General features: G+C 70.0%; 18 protein-coding genes and 1 pseudogene. 10 read left to right on the top strand and 9 right to left on the bottom strand.

Annotated features, from left to right (window positions below; translation table 11 throughout):
• Nucleotides 1-23 precede the first annotated feature (23 nt).
• Complete coding sequence (locus Q4I23_RS20365; protein ID WP_498527407.1) at nucleotides 24-431, bottom strand: hypothetical protein; 408 nt, start codon at nucleotides 429-431, stop codon at nucleotides 24-26.
• A gap of 577 nt (nucleotides 432-1008) precedes the next feature.
• On the opposite strand from Q4I23_RS20365, the gene Q4I23_RS20360 reads away from it, so the two are divergent.
• From Q4I23_RS20360 to Q4I23_RS20350, 3 genes are all read left to right on the top strand, one after another.
• Nucleotides 1009-1560 (top strand): YcbK family protein, encoded by a 552-nt coding sequence (locus Q4I23_RS20360; protein WP_498527406.1) that lies wholly within the window; start codon nucleotides 1009-1011, stop codon nucleotides 1558-1560.
• 167 nt (nucleotides 1561-1727) lie between these two features.
• Nucleotides 1728-2003 (top strand): hypothetical protein, encoded by a 276-nt coding sequence (locus Q4I23_RS20355; protein ID WP_498527405.1) that lies wholly within the window; start codon nucleotides 1728-1730, stop codon nucleotides 2001-2003.
• Between the two features lie 50 nt (nucleotides 2004-2053).
• Nucleotides 2054-2278 carry a hypothetical protein gene (locus Q4I23_RS20350; RefSeq protein WP_237905440.1) on the top strand — a complete coding sequence of 75 codons (225 nt, stop codon included), beginning with the start codon at nucleotides 2054-2056 and terminating at the stop codon, nucleotides 2276-2278.
• Between the two features lie 73 nt (nucleotides 2279-2351).
• Here the strand turns inward: Q4I23_RS20350 and Q4I23_RS20345 are convergent, their stop codons facing one another.
• The 4 genes from Q4I23_RS20345 to Q4I23_RS20330 form a co-directional block, all read right to left on the bottom strand.
• Nucleotides 2352-2582 (bottom strand): hypothetical protein, encoded by a 231-nt coding sequence (locus Q4I23_RS20345; RefSeq protein WP_454017308.1) that lies wholly within the window; start codon nucleotides 2580-2582, stop codon nucleotides 2352-2354.
• Nucleotides 2583-2731: 149 nt separating this feature from the next.
• Nucleotides 2732-4576, bottom strand: a complete 1845-nt coding sequence (uvrC, locus tag Q4I23_RS20340) for an excinuclease ABC subunit UvrC (protein WP_498527404.1) — start codon at nucleotides 4574-4576, stop codon at nucleotides 2732-2734.
• Between the two features lie 99 nt (nucleotides 4577-4675).
• Nucleotides 4676-5800, bottom strand: coding sequence for a LacI family DNA-binding transcriptional regulator (locus tag Q4I23_RS20335; protein WP_454017306.1), 1125 nt, complete (start codon nucleotides 5798-5800; stop codon nucleotides 4676-4678).
• 87 nt (nucleotides 5801-5887) lie between these two features.
• Nucleotides 5888-6823, bottom strand: coding sequence for a LysR family transcriptional regulator (locus tag Q4I23_RS20330; protein ID WP_498527403.1), 936 nt, complete (start codon nucleotides 6821-6823; stop codon nucleotides 5888-5890).
• Between the two features lie 174 nt (nucleotides 6824-6997).
• On the opposite strand from Q4I23_RS20330, the gene Q4I23_RS20325 reads away from it, so the two are divergent.
• Nucleotides 6998-8185, top strand: a complete 1188-nt coding sequence (locus tag Q4I23_RS20325) for a urate hydroxylase PuuD (RefSeq protein ID WP_498527402.1) — start codon at nucleotides 6998-7000, stop codon at nucleotides 8183-8185.
• Here Q4I23_RS20325 and uraH read toward each other — a convergent pair.
• Nucleotides 8170-8532: a hydroxyisourate hydrolase gene (gene uraH / locus Q4I23_RS20320; protein ID WP_498527401.1), complete on the bottom strand. Its 363-nt coding sequence runs from the start codon at nucleotides 8530-8532 to the stop codon at nucleotides 8170-8172. The two genes, Q4I23_RS20325 and uraH, sit on opposite strands and share 16 nt — an antisense overlap.
• A 188-nt stretch (nucleotides 8533-8720) precedes the next feature.
• On the opposite strand from uraH, the gene uraD reads away from it, so the two are divergent.
• From uraD to Q4I23_RS20290, 6 genes are all read left to right on the top strand, one after another.
• On the top strand, nucleotides 8721-9203 hold the full coding sequence (uraD, locus tag Q4I23_RS20315; RefSeq protein ID WP_498527400.1) for a 2-oxo-4-hydroxy-4-carboxy-5-ureidoimidazoline decarboxylase: 483 nt from the start codon (nucleotides 8721-8723) through the stop codon (nucleotides 9201-9203).
• On the top strand, nucleotides 9200-10441 hold the full coding sequence (locus Q4I23_RS20310) for an allantoate amidohydrolase (RefSeq protein ID WP_498527399.1): 1242 nt from the start codon (nucleotides 9200-9202) through the stop codon (nucleotides 10439-10441). The genes uraD and Q4I23_RS20310 overlap by 4 nt, the downstream gene beginning before the upstream one ends.
• Complete coding sequence (locus Q4I23_RS20305) at nucleotides 10438-11670, top strand: M20/M25/M40 family metallo-hydrolase (protein ID WP_498527398.1); 1233 nt, start codon at nucleotides 10438-10440, stop codon at nucleotides 11668-11670. The genes Q4I23_RS20310 and Q4I23_RS20305 overlap by 4 nt, the downstream gene beginning before the upstream one ends.
• 42 nt (nucleotides 11671-11712) lie before the next feature.
• On the top strand, nucleotides 11713-12756 hold the full coding sequence (locus Q4I23_RS20300) for a GMP reductase (RefSeq protein ID WP_498527397.1): 1044 nt from the start codon (nucleotides 11713-11715) through the stop codon (nucleotides 12754-12756).
• Between the two features lie 157 nt (nucleotides 12757-12913).
• On the top strand, nucleotides 12914-14155 hold the full coding sequence (gene glf, locus Q4I23_RS20295; protein ID WP_498527396.1) for a UDP-galactopyranose mutase: 1242 nt from the start codon (nucleotides 12914-12916) through the stop codon (nucleotides 14153-14155).
• Nucleotides 14152-14319 carry a hypothetical protein gene (locus tag Q4I23_RS20290; protein ID WP_454017298.1) on the top strand — a complete coding sequence of 56 codons (168 nt, stop codon included), beginning with the start codon at nucleotides 14152-14154 and terminating at the stop codon, nucleotides 14317-14319. Before glf ends, Q4I23_RS20290 begins: the two co-directional genes overlap by 4 nt.
• A gap of 36 nt (nucleotides 14320-14355) precedes the next feature.
• Here the strand turns inward: Q4I23_RS20290 and nadC are convergent, their stop codons facing one another.
• From nadC to nadA, 3 genes and pseudogenes are all read right to left on the bottom strand, one after another.
• Nucleotides 14356-15189: a carboxylating nicotinate-nucleotide diphosphorylase gene (nadC, locus tag Q4I23_RS20285; RefSeq protein WP_498527395.1), complete on the bottom strand. Its 834-nt coding sequence runs from the start codon at nucleotides 15187-15189 to the stop codon at nucleotides 14356-14358.
• A complete protein-coding gene (locus Q4I23_RS20280; protein ID WP_498527394.1) occupies nucleotides 15174-16796 on the bottom strand; it encodes an L-aspartate oxidase in 1623 nt (540 codons plus the stop codon). The genes nadC and Q4I23_RS20280 overlap by 16 nt, the downstream gene beginning before the upstream one ends.
• Before the next feature lie 154 nt (nucleotides 16797-16950).
• A pseudogene (gene nadA / locus Q4I23_RS20275) lies at nucleotides 16951-17250 on the bottom strand (quinolinate synthase NadA); the annotation flags it as partial.
• Nucleotides 17251-17294 lie beyond the last annotated feature (44 nt).

The raw sequence follows: 17294 nt of genomic DNA, 5'->3' as shown, positions 1-17294 counted from the left end.
CTCGCGTATAATCGTCGGCAGCGTCAGATGTGTATAAGAGACAGGGGCAGGGCAGGGGGCAGATCGTTGTTCAGCCGTTCGAAGCGGGGTGCATAGCCGCCCTTCGGGATGACGATGCGGATCGGGTCGTTGCGGCCCGCGGTGAGATAGTAATGTTCCAGGCTGCGGCGCAGCCGTCCGGCCTCCAACCGCACGATGGGATCGGATTGCGGGTCGAAGCTCGGCTCACGGTTGAAGACACTGACGGCGATGCAGTAGGCCTTGATCTGCTGCGCCCGCCCCTCCAGGCACTCCTCGACCACATAGCGCAGGAAGCGGCGGTTGCGGTCCGACGCGTCGAAATGGTCGCTCGCCAAAATCCGCTCAAGCTGAGTCCTGACGGCACGATCATCCAATGCCCACCCCTGTGCGGGCGGAGTTTCCTCGGTCATTCGTGACGTCTCCCGAACGTTGAGAAAGACGACGGACGATCCTTCTCAAAAGGGGTGGGTCGATGTGTTGCCGGCATTCTTTCATCGGGAAAAACTGATGTCCATTGGCCCTGTGCTTTTAGGACGGATCATGTTCCCGAAGTCCGCCCGTTTCTCTGATCGTTGGGATAGGGCGCCTATCCAAAGGATGGCGCCGCACGTCCGAAGGCGGCGGGAGCCACCCCCGCCGAACGGGGCGTAAACTACCGTATGCTACCCGCCGCGGCGGAACGGTCGGGCCGTTGTCCGGGTTACCCGCCGCCGGACAGGGGACTCGACACGGGAGAGCCCGAACACTGGCTGAAGGCTTCTCCCGTCCCCGCGGCACGCCCGGCTCACCGACGCGCATCCCCCGCCGTCGACCCCGCTGTCGACAAGGCGTGCCGACATTTCCCGGTTTTCCCTGTTCTCGGCTTCGGTAACGCAACGCACCGGTGGTTCCATGCCTTTTTTGTCTTCGTCTTTCTTGTCGTCTCTGAACGTTCCGTCGCGCCGCTATCCGACACCTCACCTTCAAACATCCCCCCATAAATCCCCGATGGACGAGCCCGCCGCGTCTGCGCTGACGCGCCGCGGCATCTTCGGGCTGGGGGCCGCCGTGGCGGTCGGCGTCTGCAACAGCCGCAGCGCCGCGGCATGGGAGCCGGCGCCGGAGCGTACGCTGCGGATTTACAATTGCCTGACGGGGGAGAGCTTCGACGGCGTCTACTGGGCGGAGGGGCGTCCGGTCGTGGAGGCGATGGCCCGCATCGACTGGGTGCTGCGCGACCATCGCAGCGACGATTGCCACCGCATCGATCTCGCTCTGCTAAACCGTCTGTCGGAGATGCAGGAGAAGCTGGATAGCCAGCATCCGTTCGAAGTGCTGTCGGCCTTCCGCTCCCAGGAGACCAACCGCCGCGTGAAGGGTGCGGCGACGGGCAGCCTGCACCTGCAGGGTCGGGCGGTCGATCTGCGCCTGCAGGGGCGGCGCGCGGTGGACCTTTACCGTTGCGCCCTGTCCTTCGGCGACGGCGGGGCGGGCTGCTACGCCAAGCGGAACTTCGTCCATGTGGACACCGGGCCGACGCGGCGCTGGATGGGAGCCTGAAGCGTGGAAGGGCCGGAATCGGGACTTTTCGTCGCAGAACCTTTTGCCAGGGGGCATCAGGCGAAGGGCATTAAGCCGATGGGTGGATTGTGCGCAGGACGGAGGAAGCGCACCATAGCCGAAAAAGAAGGCCAAATGATCTGGCCGAAGCTCTTTGGGAGGAGCCCATGCTAACCCCCACCGACTTTGCTGACCCCCGGGGCCGCAACTTATCGGCGCGTTGTCATCCTCTAACCGACCCGGCCCGGATGGCCCAGGCCCGCACGCTGGCGGGCTGGATCGCCGTGATCGCCGAAGACCGCGGGTTGGATGAATGGGGCGTCGCCGCGGCCACTGGCCTGGACATCGACGATGTCCGGGCGGTTCTGGGCGGCACCGTGTTCATGATGCCCGTGAACACGCTCGACCATGCGCTGCGTCGCCTGGAAGGCCGCCCGCACTGAGAATCCGCAAACCCCGCCTCTCCCTCCGTCCACCGGCACAGGAGGACCGCATGACTCACCACGTCCGCAAACGGAGCAGCGCCATGGACCGTACGGAGAAACGCGACGCCATCACCCGCATCCGCCACGCCGCCGAACAGCAGGGGCTGGACGCCGGTGATCTGGCGCGGATGACCGGTCTGGCGCCGGGGCACGCCCGCGCGATCCTGTCCGGATTCGGCTCGACGGTTCCGCGCGATGCCCTGGACCGTACCGTCACGATCCTGCCGGAGTGACGGCACGCTGAAATGGAAACGGCGGCGCATCGGATGCGCCGCCGTGTCACCAATCCTTGCGGAGTGCCCCGGTTCAGGCGACCGAAAGCACGTCCAGATAGACGTTCGCCGGTTCGGTCAGGTGGATCCGGTACAGCATGCCCGTCTGGTCGATGATGATGCCGGCGACGGGGTTCTTGGCCGCCATGTCGGTGACGGCGGCGCGCACGTTGCGCGGCAGGCTGTCGAGTTCGACGTCGCGATAGCCGTTCTTGTCGGAGAACTTGATGGTCTTCTGGCCCATGGTCAGGCGCCTTGCGTGCATGCTCTGTTTGCGGTGGGCGGACCATGATCCCGTCGGGTTAAGGAAGCACTAACCAAAAACCGCGCAAACGCAGGACTGATGAGCGGTGGCTGCATCAGTGCCTTTGGAATGATTCGGCCGCGGTTGCCCCCACCGCGACCACTCATCCCCTACCCATGAAAATGCTCGAACACTCGCCGGGCCAGCGCCGCGCTGATGCCGGGGGTGGCCTCCAGATCCTTCAGCCCGGCCGAGGCCACCGCGGTGGAACTGCCGAAATGGTGCAGCAGGGCCTTCTTGCGCGACGGGCCGACGCCGGGGATGCCGTCGATGCGGGTGTGGTCCATCGCCTTCAGGCGGCGGGTGCGATGGGCGTCGATGGCCGTCCGGTGCGCCTCGTCGCGCAGCCGTTGCAGGAAGTAGAGCACCGGGTCGTTGGGCTCCAGCCGGAAGGGCTCGCGGTCCGGCACGAAGAAGCGCTCATGCCCGGCGTCGCGGTCCGGCCCCTTGGCGATGGCGGCCAGCGGCACCCCCGCGATGCCCAGCCCGTCCAGCACCGCGCTGGCGGTGTTCAACTGGCCAAGCCCGCCGTCGATCAGCACCAGATCGGGCCACTGGCCGCCGCTGCGCTGCGGGTCCTCGCGCAGCGCGCGCCCGAAGCGGCGGGTCAGCACCTCGCGCAGCATCGCGTAGTCGTCGCCCGCCGCGGCGGGGTCCTTGATGTGGAAACGGCGGCATGCGTTGCGCTGGATGCCCTCCGGCCCGGCGACCACCATGGCGCCGACCGGGAAGGCGCCCTGGATGTGCGAGTTGTCGTAGATTTCGATACGGGCCGGTGTCTTCGGAAGGCCGAAGACGCGCGCCACCCCGGCCAGCAGCTTGCCTTGCGCGGAGCGTTCGGCCATGCGGCGCCCGTGGGCCTCACGCGCGTTGGTCAGGGCGTGTTCGACGACGCGGCGCTTGGGGCCGCGCTGGGGCACCTCCACCTCGACCCGCCGCCCGGCCGCGAGCGTCAGTGCCTCGGCCAGCAGGGCGCGCTCGGGGATGGCGTGGCTGAGCAGCAGGTGGCGGGGCGGCGGCGTCCCTTCGTAGAGTTGCGCGGCGAAGGCGGCGAGGATCGCGGCGGGCTCCTCCTCACCGTCGTGCCGGGGGAAGAAGGCGCGGGTGCCCTGGTTGCGACCGCCGCGGAAGAAGAAGGCCTGGACGCAGGCGGTTCCGCCCTCGGCATGGACGGCCAGCACGTCGGCGTCCTCCAGCACGCCTTCCAGATTGATGTCCTGGCGGCTTTGCAGGGCGGTCAGGGCGCGGATGCGGTCGCGCCAGCGGGCGGCGTCCTCGTAGGCCAGCCGGTCGGAGCAGTCCATCATGTGGCGTGCGAACTCCGCCTGGACGGCGGCGCTGCGCCCGGTCAGCACATCGCGCACGCCCTGCATCTGCGCGGCGTACTCCTCCGCCGAGACGCGGCCGACGCAGGGGGCGGAGCAGCGCTTGATCTGGTGCTGGAGGCAGGGCCGCGTGCGCGCGGTGAAGGTGGCGTCGTCGCAGTTGCGCAGCAGGAAGGCGCGCTGCAACGCGCCGATGGTCATGCCGACCAGGGCGGGGGAGGCGTAGGGGCCGAACAGGTCGCGCTTCCGGCCATGCCGGTCGGCGCTGCCGCGGTGGTGCATCAGGCGCGGAAACTCATGACCCTCGCCGAGCGCGATGTAGGAGAAGGAGCGGTCGTCCTTCACCAGCACGTTGAAGGGCGGCAGCAGGCGGCGGATCAGGTTCGCCTCCAGCAGAAGGGCCTCCGCCTCGGTGTGGGTGGTGACGAACTCCATGGAGCGGGTCAGCGCCACCATGCGGCGGGTGCGGTTGGGCAGCCCGTCCGTCCGGGTGTAGCTGGCCACCCGGCGTTTCAAGTTCTTCGCCTTGCCGACGTACAGGATGCGCCCGTCCGCCCCGATCATCCGGTAGACGCCGGCCGTGTCCGGCAGCGTCGGCAGGGTGGCGCGGATTACCGCAACTCCATCCATCACACGAACCCGGTGTGTTGATCACGATGGCGCGGAAGGAAGCAGGGGAACGAACCATGGACAAGGGACAATCGTCGGCCCTGTCCTTCAGACCAGGAGTCACCCCGCCCTTTGCCGCTCCACGCCCGCATCGGCGTCGGGACGGGTGCTGTCGCGGACGACCAGCTCGCAATCCAACCCATGATGCGGCTGGGCCACCGTGGTGCCGTTCAGCCGGGCCAGGATCTGGCCGGCGGCCAGCTCACCGATCTCGCGCTGCGGCGGGCGCACGGTGGACAGCGGCGGCAGGCAGGCGGCGCTGAAGGTCAGGTCGCCGAAGCCGATCACCGCCAGATCGTCGGGCACGCTCAGCCCGCGCCGGTTCGCTTCGAACAGCACGCCCAGCGCCATGGCGTCGTTGGAGCAGACCACCCCGTCGATGTCCGGGTGAAGCGCGAACACCTCGTCGATCAGCCAGATGCCGACGGGGGTGGAGGCGGTGTCAGGAGCGGTGAAGGCGATCGGCTCGTGCAGGCCGCGGCGGCGCACCTCGTCCTCATAGCCGTCGGTGCGGCTGCGCACGCGCATGTCCTGATGAACGGCGGCGCCGATATAGGCGACCTTGCGGCTTCCCTGGTCGTAAAGATGGGCGGCCTGCCGGCGCCCGACCTCGAAGTGGGAGAAGCCGACCGTCATGTCCACCGCCGGGGTCTGGGCGGAGGGGATGTCCCACATCTCCACCACCGGCACGCCGGAGGAGCGCAGCATGGCGCGCGTCCGCTCGGTGTGGTGCAGGCCGGTGACCACCACCGCGGCGGGCGACCAGGCGAGGAAGGCGCGGATCAGCTCCTCCTCCCGCTCCGGATCGAACTCGCTGACGCCGAGCAGCGTCTGGTAATGGGCGGTCTGGAAGGCGCTTTGCAGCGTGTTGTAGGTTTCCGCGAAGAAGGAGTTGGTGATGGAGGGGAGGATCACCCCCACCGTCCGGCTCTTCGCCGCGGCGAGGCTGCCCGCCACGAGGTTCGGCACGTAGCCGAGCTGGTCGATCACCGTCCGCACACGGGTCGCCAGCTCCTCCGACACCGCCTCCGGCTTGCGCAGATAGAGCGAGACGGTGCTGGGCGACACGCCGGCGGCGTTGGCCACGTCCGTCATGGTCAGCCGCTCCGTGGCGCGGCGGGTCTTCTTGCGGATGGGTTTGGCGGGTTTCGGCGGAAACGGCTTGGCGGGCGGCTGTGCGGTCATTCTCGTCCTTCCCTGCGGCGAACCCCGCCGCGCGGCGAGGCGGCATCATAGCACGCCGTTGGAAAAGCGGGGAAAATGCGGGAACGGTCAGGGCGCGGCATTCGGTTCCGCTCCAGTCATTTCCGTGTCCGCCAGGGCGGCGCGCGCCTGCTCCGCGAAGAAGTCGATGAAGACTCGGATCTTCGCGGGCAGCAGGTTGCGGTGGGGGTAGAGCACGGCGAGCGTCACCGGATCCGGCGGGCAGTGCGGCAGGACGACCCGCAGCTCCCCGCGGCGCAGATGGTCGGCGACCTCCCACAGCGGCTTCAGCACGATTCCCTCCCCGGCCAGCGCCCAGCCGGTCAGCACGTCGCCGTCGTCGGCGTCGAACTGGCCGGACACCGGAAGCGTCATCGGGCCTTGCGGGGTGTTCAGCGTCCATTGGAACTGCTGCGATCCGGGAAAGCGCAGCAGCAGGCAGTGGTGGGACAGCAGCTCCTCGGGGCGTGCCGGCACGCCCCGCCGCTCCAGGTAGGACGGCGCGGCGCAGAGCACCCGCGGCAGGTCGGCGATCTTGCGCGCAACGAAGCTGGAATCCTTCAGCGGCGCCATGCGGATGGCGACGTCCGTCGCCTCGCGCAGCAGGTCCAGCAGATGGTCGGACAGGCGCAGCCGCAGGTCGACCTGGGGGTAGGCGGCGTGGAAACGCGGCACCATCGGCGCCAGGATGCGCCGCCCGAAGCCCAGCGGCGCCGTCACCCGCAGGCTGCCCACCGGCGCCCCGCCGATAGCGCCGACGCTGCTCTCCGCCCGTTCCGCCGCCTCCAGAACCTCCAGGCAGTGTTCGAAGAAGACCTTTCCGGCCTCGGTGAACTGCACCTGCCGGGTGGTGCGGTTGAGCAGGCGGGCGTTCAGATGCTCCTCCAAGCTTTGCAGCCGATGGCTGACCACGGCGGGCGACAGGCGCAGGCTGCGCCCGGCGGCGGACAGGCTGCCCAGCTCCACCACCCGCACGAACACCCGCATGTTCTCCAGCAGCGCCACGCCTTGTCTTTCCTGATTTTCCTTCTCCCCCAGGGGGGCGAGGGGATAAGAGGAGGAATCCTCCCACCTTTCCGTTTTTTTTGAAAGTGCTGGCGCACGCATCCGCTTCCCCGCTGCGCTGCGGCAACCGTAGAGTTCAGGGTGAGGATCACCGAACGGAAGAGGCCGCGACGCATGGAGCCGATCGTCTGGGAGTGGGTCAACGTTCTGGTGCGCTGGCTGCACGTCGTCACGGCCATCGCCTGGATCGGATCGAGCTTCTATTTCATCCACCTCGACCTGTCCCTGCGGCGGCGCGACGGCCTGCCCCCCGGCGTGGCGGGGGAGGCATGGCAGGTCCACGGCGGCGGCTTCTACAACATGATGAAATATACGGTCGCCCCGCCGGAGCTGCCGGAGAAGCTGACCTGGTTCAAATGGGAAGCCTACGCCACTTGGCTCAGCGGCTTCTGCCTGCTGTCGGTCCTCTACTACCACGGCGCCACACTCTACATGATCGACCCGGCGGTGCTGGACATTCCCTGGTGGGGCGCGGTTCTGCTCAGCCTGGGCGCCCTGGGGCTGGGCTGGCACGGCTATGACCGGCTGTGCAAGTCGCCGCTGGGCAAGGACGACGTGAAGCTGGCGGCGGCGGGCTTCGTCTTCCTGGTGCTGGTCGCCTGGGGCCTCAGCCATCTCTTCAGCGGGCGGGCGGCGATGCTGCATGTCGGCGCGCTGATCGGCACGATGATGTCGGCCAACGTCTTCCGCATCATCATCCCCAACCAGACCAAGGCTGTGGCCGCCATGAAGGCCGGCCAAGTGCCCGACCCGGCGCTGGGCAAGCAGGCCAAGCAGCGCTCGCTGCACAACAATTACCTGACGCTGCCGGTCGTCTTCCTGATGATCTCCAACCACTACCCGCTGGCCTTCGGCACGCGCTACAGCTGGGTGATCGTCGCGGTGGTGCTGGTGGTGGGGGCGGTGATCCGCCACTTCTTCAACAGCCGCCACGCCGGCAAGCCGACGCCCTGGTGGACCTGGGCGGTGGCCGCCGCGGGCGTCGCCGTCATCGTCGGCCTGAGCGCCGCCGGCACGCGGACCGAGAGCGCCGCCGCGCCGGCCAGGGTCGAGTTCGCGCAGGTGGAGGAGGTGGTGCTCTCCCGCTGCTCCATGTGCCACGCGGCGCAGCCGGTGTGGGAGGGGATCGGCGTGGCGCCGCGCGGCGTGACGCTGGACAGCGCGGAGGCGATCAGCCGCCACGCGCCGCAGATCCGGACCTGGGCGGCGCTGTCCGACGCGATGCCCCCCGGCAACGTCACCGGGATCACGCTGGAAGAGCGCCGCCTGCTCGCCGCCTGGACCGATCAGCTTCCCCGGTAGGTCGAGTAGCTGTAGGGGGAGACGAGCAGCGGCACGTGATAGTGCTGGTCCGCGTTGGCGACGCCGAAGCGGATCGGCACCACGTCGAGGAAGGCGGGTTCGACGATCTCCAGGCCGGAGGCGCGGAAATAGTCGCCGGTCTCGAACACCAGCTCGTAGACCCCCGGAGTCAGGTCGGCCCCGGCGAGGAGCGGCGCGTCGCAGCGCCCGTCGGCGTTGGTGCGCGTTTGGGTCAGCCGTTCCCGCCGCTCCCTGTCGATGCGGTAGAGGGTGACGGCGATCCCGGCGCCGGGCCGTCCGTGCGTCGTGTCGAGAACATGGGTGGTCAGGCGCCCGCTTCCGGACATGGGTCTCTCCTCGCCGTGGAATGCCGCGAAGTGACCTTATACCGCACCCCATGCCGCACCGCCGCGCGGTCCGAACGGGGCTTGCGCAAAAAGACTTTCAAACGGATCGAAAAAGCGGACCTCGGCGATTGCGGTTATGCTGCGGGACAGAGGACCGATCAGGGAAGGCCGGGATGCGACCGAGCGAGATGGACCGTGCAAGTTTCGTCGCCCGATTCGGCGGCGTGTTCGAACATTCGCCCTGGGTCGCCGAAGGCGCTTGGGATGCCGGAAACGTGCCGGACGACGCGGACGGGCTGCACGCCGCGATGGTCGCCGTCCTGCGCGCCGCCGACCATGGCCGGAAGCTGGCGCTGCTGAACGCCCACCCCGATCTGGCGGGCCGGCTGGCGCTGCGCGGCGAGCTGACCGCCGACAGCACGGCGGAGCAGGCCAGCGCCGGGCTGGACCGCTGCACGCCCGAGGAGTTCGCCCGCTTCACCGAACTGAACGACGCCTACAAGGCGCGCTTCGGCTTCCCCTTCATCCTGGCGGTCAAGGGCCGCAGCCGCGCCGACATCCTGGAGGCGTTCGAGACCCGCCTGTCCAACGGCCCGGAGGAGGAGTTCGCCACGGCGCTGGCCCAGGTCGAGCGCATCACCTGGCTGCGCCTGAAGGACATGATCCCATGACGGCGTTCGGCGCGGACCTGATGGCGCGGCTGGACGCCTTCGCCGGCTTCACGGAGGAGCCGGGGCTGCTGACCCGCCTGTTCCTGACCCCGCAGCACCGCGCCGCCGCGGACTGGCTGATGGAGTTGATGGGCAAGGCCGGGATGAGCGCCCGGCTCGACCCGGCGGGAACGGTGGTCGGCCGTTACGAGGGAACCGTACCGGGCGCGCCGGCCCTGCTGATCGGCTCCCACATCGACACGGTGCGCAACGCCGGACGGTATGACGGGAATCTGGGCGTGCTGGCCGCCGTCGCCGCGGTGGCGGAGCTGGACCGGCGCGGCGAGCGCCTGCCCTTCGCCATCGAGGTGCTGGGCTTCGGCGACGAGGAGGGGGTGCGCTTCCCCGTGACCCTGACCGGCAGCCGCGCCGTGGCCGGCCGCTTCGACCGGGTGGCGCTGGAGACGCGCGACCGCGACGGCGTGCGCATGGCTGACGCGCTGCGCGCCTTCGGCGGCGACCCCGAGGCCATCACCACGGCGGCCCGCAAGCCGGGGGAGGCGCTGGCCTTCCTGGAGGTCCACATCGAACAGGGGCCGGTGCTGGAGGCGGAAGGGTTGCCGGTCGGCATCGTCACGGCCATCAACGGCGCCACGCGCTTCGCCGTCCGGCTGCGCGGCATGGCCGGCCACGCCGGCACGGTGCCGATGGCGCTGCGCCGCGACGCGCTGGCCACCGCCGCCGAGATGACCCTGGCGGCGGAGCGGGTGGCCGCGGCCTCCGACGCCGGGCTGGTGGCGACGGTGGGCCGGATCGAGGCGAAGCCGGGCGCCGTCAACGTCATCCCCGGCGAGGCCGCCTTCACCCTCGACGTCCGCGCGCCGGAAGACGCCGTGCGGCGGGACGCCTGCGCCGCCATCCTCGCCGACTTCGAGGCGATCGCCGCCCGCCGCGGCGTGGAACTGGCGGTGGAGACCACCCACGACGCCAACGCCGCTCCCTGCTCCCCCGGCATCCGGCGGCAGATCGAGGCGGCGGTGATCCGTGCCGGCGTCCGTCCCTTGCCGCTGCCCAGCGGCGCCGGGCATGATGCCATGGCCTTCTCCGGCGTGCTGCCGATGGGCATGCTGTTCGTCCGCTGTGCGGGCGGCATCAGCCACAACCCCGCCGAATCCATCACCGTGGAGGACGCCGACCTGTCGGTGCAGATCCTCCTGGACATCATCCGCCACTTCGAGCACGAGACCCCGACACCATGACCGACACCGCCCAAAAGGCCATCCGCGCTTTCCTGGAGCAGACCCGCGACGAGCAGGTCCGCTTCCTGGCCGAACTGGTCAAGGTGCCCTCCGACAATCCGGCCGGCGACTGCGCCCCCCACGCAGAACGTGCCGCCGAGTTGCTGGAGGCCATGGGCCTGACGGTGGAGCGCCACCCGGTCCCGGCGGAGCTGGTGCGGGCCAACGGCATGATCTCCGCCACCAACCTGATCGTGCGCCGCCGATTCGGTGACGGGCCGACCGTTGCGCTGAACGCCCACGGCGACGTGGTGCCGCCGGGCGAGGGCTGGACCCGCGACCCCTACGGGGCGGAGGTGGTGGACGGCTGGATGTACGGGCGTGGCGTCGCCGTCTCGAAGTCCGACTTCGTCACCTACACCTACGCGCTGCTGGCGCTTGAGAAGGCCGGGCTGGACCGCGGCACGGTGGAACTGCACCTGACCTACGACGAGGAGGCTGGCGGCGAGATCGGGCCGAAATGGCTGCTCGACGAGGGGCTGACCAAGCCGGACTTCGCCATCGCCGCGGGCTTCAGCTACGGGGTCGTCACCGCGCACAACGGCTGCCTCCATCTGGAGGTCGAGGTCACCGGCAAGTCCGCCCACGCCGCCCTGCCGATGACCGGCATCGACGCGCTGGAGGCGACGACGGCGATCCTCGGTGCGCTCTACGAGCACCGCAAGGGCTACGCCGGCACCGTGTCGGCGGTGGGCGGCATCGGCTCGCCGCAGTTGACGGTCGGGCTGATCAAGGGCGGCATCAACACCAACGTCGTCCCGGACCGCGTGACCCTGCGCCTCGACCGCCGCATGATCCCGGAGGAGGCGCCGGAGACGGTGGAGGAAACGTTGCGCGCGGTCATCGCCGACGCGACCACGGCCTTCCCGAAGGCCCGCGTCGAGGTCCGCCGCATCCTGCTGGCCCGCCCGCTGACCCCATTGCCCGGCACCGACCGGCTGGCCGCCGTTCTCTGCGCCCACGCCAGCCGCGTGATGGGCGAGCCGGTGGAGACCAAGGGCGTGCCGCTCTACACCGACGCGCGCCATTACTCCGACGCCGGCGTGCCCATCGCCCTGTTCGGCGCCGGCCCCCACACCATCGAGGAGGCCAACGCCCACCGCGCCGACGAGCGCCTGCCGCTGTCCGATCTGTTCAAGGCGACGGAGGTTGTGGCGCTGTCGCTGTTGGAGGTGCTGGGCGAGGGGTAAAACCCCCACCATGACGATAAGAACGACAAGGACGACCCGCCGGTGATCATCGAGAACGATCTGAAGCTGGACTTCAAGGATGTGCTGATCCGCCCGAAGCGCAGCACTCTGGAAAGCCGCAACGACGTGGACATCGAGCGGACCTTCCGCTTCGTCCACAGCGGGCTGGAATGGACGGGCTTCCCGCTGATCGCGGCCAACATGGACGTGGTCGGCACCATGGCCGTCGCCCGCGCCCTGTCGCGCTTCGGCGCGATGACCGCGCTGCACAAGCACTACCCGGCCGACGCCCTGATCCCCTTCTTCCGCGACGAGGACACGGCCAACGTCTTCTACTCGCTGGGCACGACCGAGGCCGACTACGACAAGTTCCAGGCGGTGAAGGCCAAGGCCCCGGTGGCCAAGCTCTGCCTCGACGTCGCCAACGGCTACACGGAACGCTTCGTGCGCGTCATCGGCCGGTTGCGGGCGGAGAACCCGGACATGGTCATCATGGCCGGCAACGTGGTGACCGGCGACATGACCGAGGCGCTGGTGCTCGCCGGGGCCGACATCATCAAGGTCGGGATCGGGCCGGGGTCGGTCTGCACCACCCGCAAGATGACCGGTGTCGGCTACCCGCAGCTCTCCGCCATCATCGAATGCGCCGACGCCGCCCACGGGCTGAAGGGGCAGGTCTGCGGCGACGGCGGCTGCACGGTGCCGGGCGACATCTCCAAGGCCTACGGCGCCGGATCGGACTTCGTGATGCTCGGCGGCATGCTGGCCGGTCACGACGAGTGCGAGGGCGACATCCGCTACGAGGAGCGCGACGGGCGTAAGGTGCCGGTGGCGATGACCTTCTACGGCATGTCGTCCGACACGGCGATGCACAAGTACGCGGGCGGCGTCGCCTCCTACCGCGCGTCGGAGGGCAAGACCGTGGAGGTCCCCTACCGCGGACCGATCGACGGCACGATGCAGGAGATCATGGGCGGCGTGCGCAGCATGATGACCTACATCGGCGCCACCAAGCTGAAGGAGGTGTCGAAGCGGACCACCTTCGTCCGCGTCGGCGCGCAGCTGAACACCGTCTTCGGGGGGTGATGCCACCGGAGGTACCCTGCATCGGTACCTCCTTCTCGACCGTCTTCCTCCGGAACCACCGGCGGCTTCCACCGTTCGCAGGATGTGCGGACGGGTGGGGCGCCGGACGGCTTGCCCCGCTCGTCCGCCTTTTGGCGGGACGAGGAAGGCAGAGCTTATGCGTGATTTCGATGGAGCCGCTCCAGCGTATGTGGGGCGGACGGACGGGCCGGCGGTTTTCGATTATCTGATCGTCGGGGCGGGCTTCGCCGGCAGCGTGCTGGCGGAACGGCTGGCGGCGGGAATGGACAAGCGTGTCCTGCTGATCGACCGGCGCCCGCACATCGGCGGCAACGCCTACGACCATCACGACGACGCGGGCGTGCTGATCCATCGCTACGGCCCGCATATCTTTCACACCAATTCGCAGCCGGTGGCGGACTATCTGTCCCGCTTCACCAAGTGGCGCCCCTACGAACACCGGGTGCTCGCCCATGTGGACGGGCAACTCGTCCCCATTCCGATCAACCGGACGACGGTCAACCGCCTCTACGGGCTGGACCTCGACGAGGCCGGAGTCGCCGCCTTCCTGAAGAGCCGGGCGGAACCGGTGGCCGATGTCCGCACCTCGGAGGACGTGGTGGTCGGCGCGGTCGGGAGGGAGCTGTACGAGAAGTTCTTCCGCGGCTACACCCGCAAGCAATGGGGCCTCGACCCGTCGGACCTCGACAAGGCGGTGACGGCGCGGGTGCCGACGCGGACCAACGACGACGACCGCTATTTCGGCGACAGCTTCCAGAACATGCCGCTGCACGGCTTCACGCGGATGTTCGAGAACATGCTCGACCACCCGAACATCACCATCCGCCTGGGCGCCGATTTCCGCGACGTGGTGCGCGACGTGCGTTACCGCAACCTGATCTTCACCGGCCCGGTGGACGAGTATTTCGGCCACCGCTTCGGCAAGCTGCCCTACCGCTCCCTGACCTTCCGGCACGAGACGGTCGATCAGGAATGGTTCCAGCCCGTCGCCGTGGTGAACTACCCCGGCGAGGAGGTGCCGCACACCCGCATCACCGAATACAAGCACCTGACCGGCCAGACGAACCCGCAAACCAGCCTGACCTACGAATACCCGTCGGCGGAGGGCGACCCCTACTACCCGATCCCCCGCGCGGAGAACGCGGCCCTCTACCGCAAGTACCAGGAGCTGGCCGACGCCACGCCGAACGTCCATTTCGTCGGGCGACTGGCGACCTACCGTTACTACAACATGGATCAGGTGGTGGCGCAGGCGCTGGCGCTCTACACCCGCATCGCCAAGGCGGAGGGTGCTGTGGCGGAGGGCGCGCGCGGCATTTCCGGGATCGGCGCCACCCAACCGGCCGCTCCGGTCCACAGCAGGAGGGAAGCGTCATGAAAGCGTTCGGAATGGCCCTGGCCACCGCGGTCGTCCTCGCCATCGGCGCCAGCGTGATCCTGGAAGGCACGCTGGGCCGCACCGCCGACGAGACCTACGCCGCCCCCTCGGTCCGGCTGAGCGAGGACAACACGGTGCACCACCGCAACTTCATGGGGCACTGAGGAGCTGCGTTCCGGGGGAGGGGCTGTGACTCCTCCCTACATATCCAACCCGACGTCGAGGTTCGGCGCGCTGTGGGTCAGCCAGCCGACCGAGATCATGTCGACGCCCGCCTCCGCGATGGCGCGCACGGTGGACAGGGTGACGTTGCCCGACGCCTCCGTCACCATGCGGCCGTCCACCATGGCGACGGCGCGGCGCAGCGTCGGCGGGTCCATGTTGTCGAGCAGGACGACGTCGACCGGCAGGGTCAGCAGCTCCTCCAGTTGGGCCAGCGTGTCGACCTCGACCTCCACCTTCACCATGTGGCCGATGGCGGCGCGGACGCGCTCCACCGCCGGGCGGATGCCGCCGGCAACGGCGATGTGGTTGTCCTTGACCAGAACCGCGTCGTCGAGCCCGAAGCGGTGGTTGAAGCCGCCGCCCAGCCGCACCGCCTGCTTTTCCAGGACGCGCAGGCCGGGGGTGGTCTTGCGGGTGCAGACGATGCGGGCGCGGGTTCCCTCGACCTCGCGCACCAGCGCGCGGGTGGCGGTGGCGATGCCGGACAGGCGGCCCAGCAGATTCAGCGCCGTGCGCTCCGCCGTCAGCAGGGCGCGGGCGCGGGCCGTCACGGTGGCGATGGTGGCGCCGGGGGGCACGTCGGCGCCGTCGCCGTGCTCCACCCGCAGTTCCGCCTTCGGGTCGAGGATGCGGAAGGCGGACAGGGCGACCTCCAGCCCGGCGACCCGGCCGTCCTTGCGCGCGGCCACCCGCGCCGTCGCCACGGCGTCCGCCGGGACGATGCTGTCGGTCGTGATGTCGCCGGCCCGCCCGAGGTCCTCCGCCAGGGCGGCGCGGACGATCGGTTCATAGGTCAGAGGATGGAGCATGCGGCGTCTCCGGAAAGGGGGCCGGCGGCCCCGGTCAGGTCGGTTAGGGTGAAGCGGTGGCGCTGCGCCGCCGGGTCTTCCTGCGGGAAATCGGTGCGGAAATGCGCTCCGCGGCTTTCGCTGCGGGCGAGCGCAGCGTGGACGATCAGCCGCCCGGCCAGCAGGCGGTTGCGCGCCTCGCCCCAGCGGCGGACGGCGGCGAGGTCCGCCGGGCCGCCGCCGCACAGCGCGTCGAGCGCCACGGCGAGCCGGTCCAGCTTGCGCCGGGCGGCCAGCAGCCCCACCCCGTCGCGCACCAGCCCGGCGCCCTGGTAGAGCGTGCGGCGGGATTCGTCGGTGATGGCGTCGAGCAGGCCGGCCCCGATCTCCCCGGCGACGGCCGGGGCGTCGGGCAGGGCGAAGGGCGGCAGGGGGGGCAGGTCCCGTCCGGCCACGTCGCGGGCCACCCGCGCGCCGAACACCAGCGCCTCCAGCAGGGAATTGCTGGCCAGCCGGTTGGCGCCGTGGACGCCGGTGCAGGCGACCTCGCCGCAGGCCCACAGCCCGTCCAGGCTGGTCCGCCCGGCATGGTCGGTGACCACCCCGCCCATGTGGTAATGCGCCGCCGGGGCGACCGGCACCGGCTCCCGCCACGGGTCCAGCCCATGGGCGGTGCAGAGCGCCAGCACGGTGGGAAAGCCGTCCGGCTTGGCGGCCAGCGCCGGGCGCATGTCCAGCAGCACCGGCTCCCCCGCCGCGACGCGGGCGCCGATGGCGCGGGCCACCACGTCGCGCGGCGCCAGCTCGGCCAGCGGGTGTTCCGCCGCCATGAAGCGGGTGCCGCGCCGGTCGAGCAGCACCGCCCCGGCGCCGCGCAGCGCCTCGGTCAGCAGGGGGGCGGGGTCGGCATCCACGGCGAGCGCCGTGGGGTGGAACTGCACGAACTCCACGTCGGCGAGCAGCGCCCCGGCCCGCGCCGCCAGCGCCAGCCCGTCGCCGGTCGCCTCCGGCGGGTTGGTGGTGCGGGCATAGGCTCCGCCGACCCCGCCGGTCGCCAGCACCACGCGCGGCGCGCGGTGGAACACCCAGCCGTTAGGATGGCAGGCGAGCACGCCGCAGACCCGCCCGTGGCGCACCGCCAGATCGACGGCGAAGGCGTTGCTTTCTACCCGGATCGACGGGGTGGCGCGCACCCGCTCGGCCAGCGCCGCGACCAGCGTCGCCCCGGTGGCATCGCCCCCGGCATGAACGATGCGCGCCGCCCCGTGCGCCGCCTCCCGCCCCAGCAGGGGCGCGCCGTCGGCGGCGCGGTCGAAGGGCAGCCCGGCGAGGAGCAGCGCCCGCACCCGCTCCGCCCCCTCGCGGGTCAGCAGCAGGGCACGGCCGGCGTCCACGAAGCCGGCGCCGGCGGCCACCGTGTCGGCGGCGTGCGCCTCCGGCCCGTCGCCGGGACCGAGGGCCGCGGCGATGCCGCCCTGGGCGTGATTGCTGGAGCCGCCCGGCAGGTCCGGCGTCTTGGTCAGCAGCGTGACGGCGCGCGGCGCCAGATGCAGGGCGGCGGTCAGCCCGGCCATGCCGGAGCCGATGACGACCACCTCCGAATCGCGGACCGTGTAAGGGGTGGGCATGGGTAGGTTCTCTCGATGGAGAAACTAACCCTCTCCCCTCTGGGGAGAGGGTGGCCCGAAGGGCCGGTGAGGGGGTTGCGCTTGTGCCGGACGTGGCGCCACGCGCAACCCCCTCACCCTGACCCTCTCCCCAGAGGGGAGAGGGAATACGGGATCAGCGCGGCTTGACGGCCAGCATCCGTTCCACCGAACGGCGGGCGCGGTCGGCCACCTCCGGCGCGATGCTCACTTGCGGTTCCAGCGTGCGCAGGCTGTGCAGGATGTTCGCCAGCGTGATCTTCTTCATGTGCGGACACAGGTTGCAGGGCCGCACAAACTCAGTCTCCGGCGAGGCGGCGGCGACGTTGTCGCTCATCGAGCATTCGGTGACCATCAGCACCCGCGGCGGGCGGCGGTCCGCCACGAAATCGACCATGCGCGCGGTGGAGCCAACGAAGTCCGCCGCCTCCAGGACTGTCTCTTATACACATCTCCGAGCCCACGAGACTATAACAGCTC

This window comes from Azospirillum sp. UFLA03-27, assembly GCF_059803775.1.
Note: the sequence above shows the minus strand (reverse complement) of the source record. Positions and strands in the feature narration are given on the sequence as shown.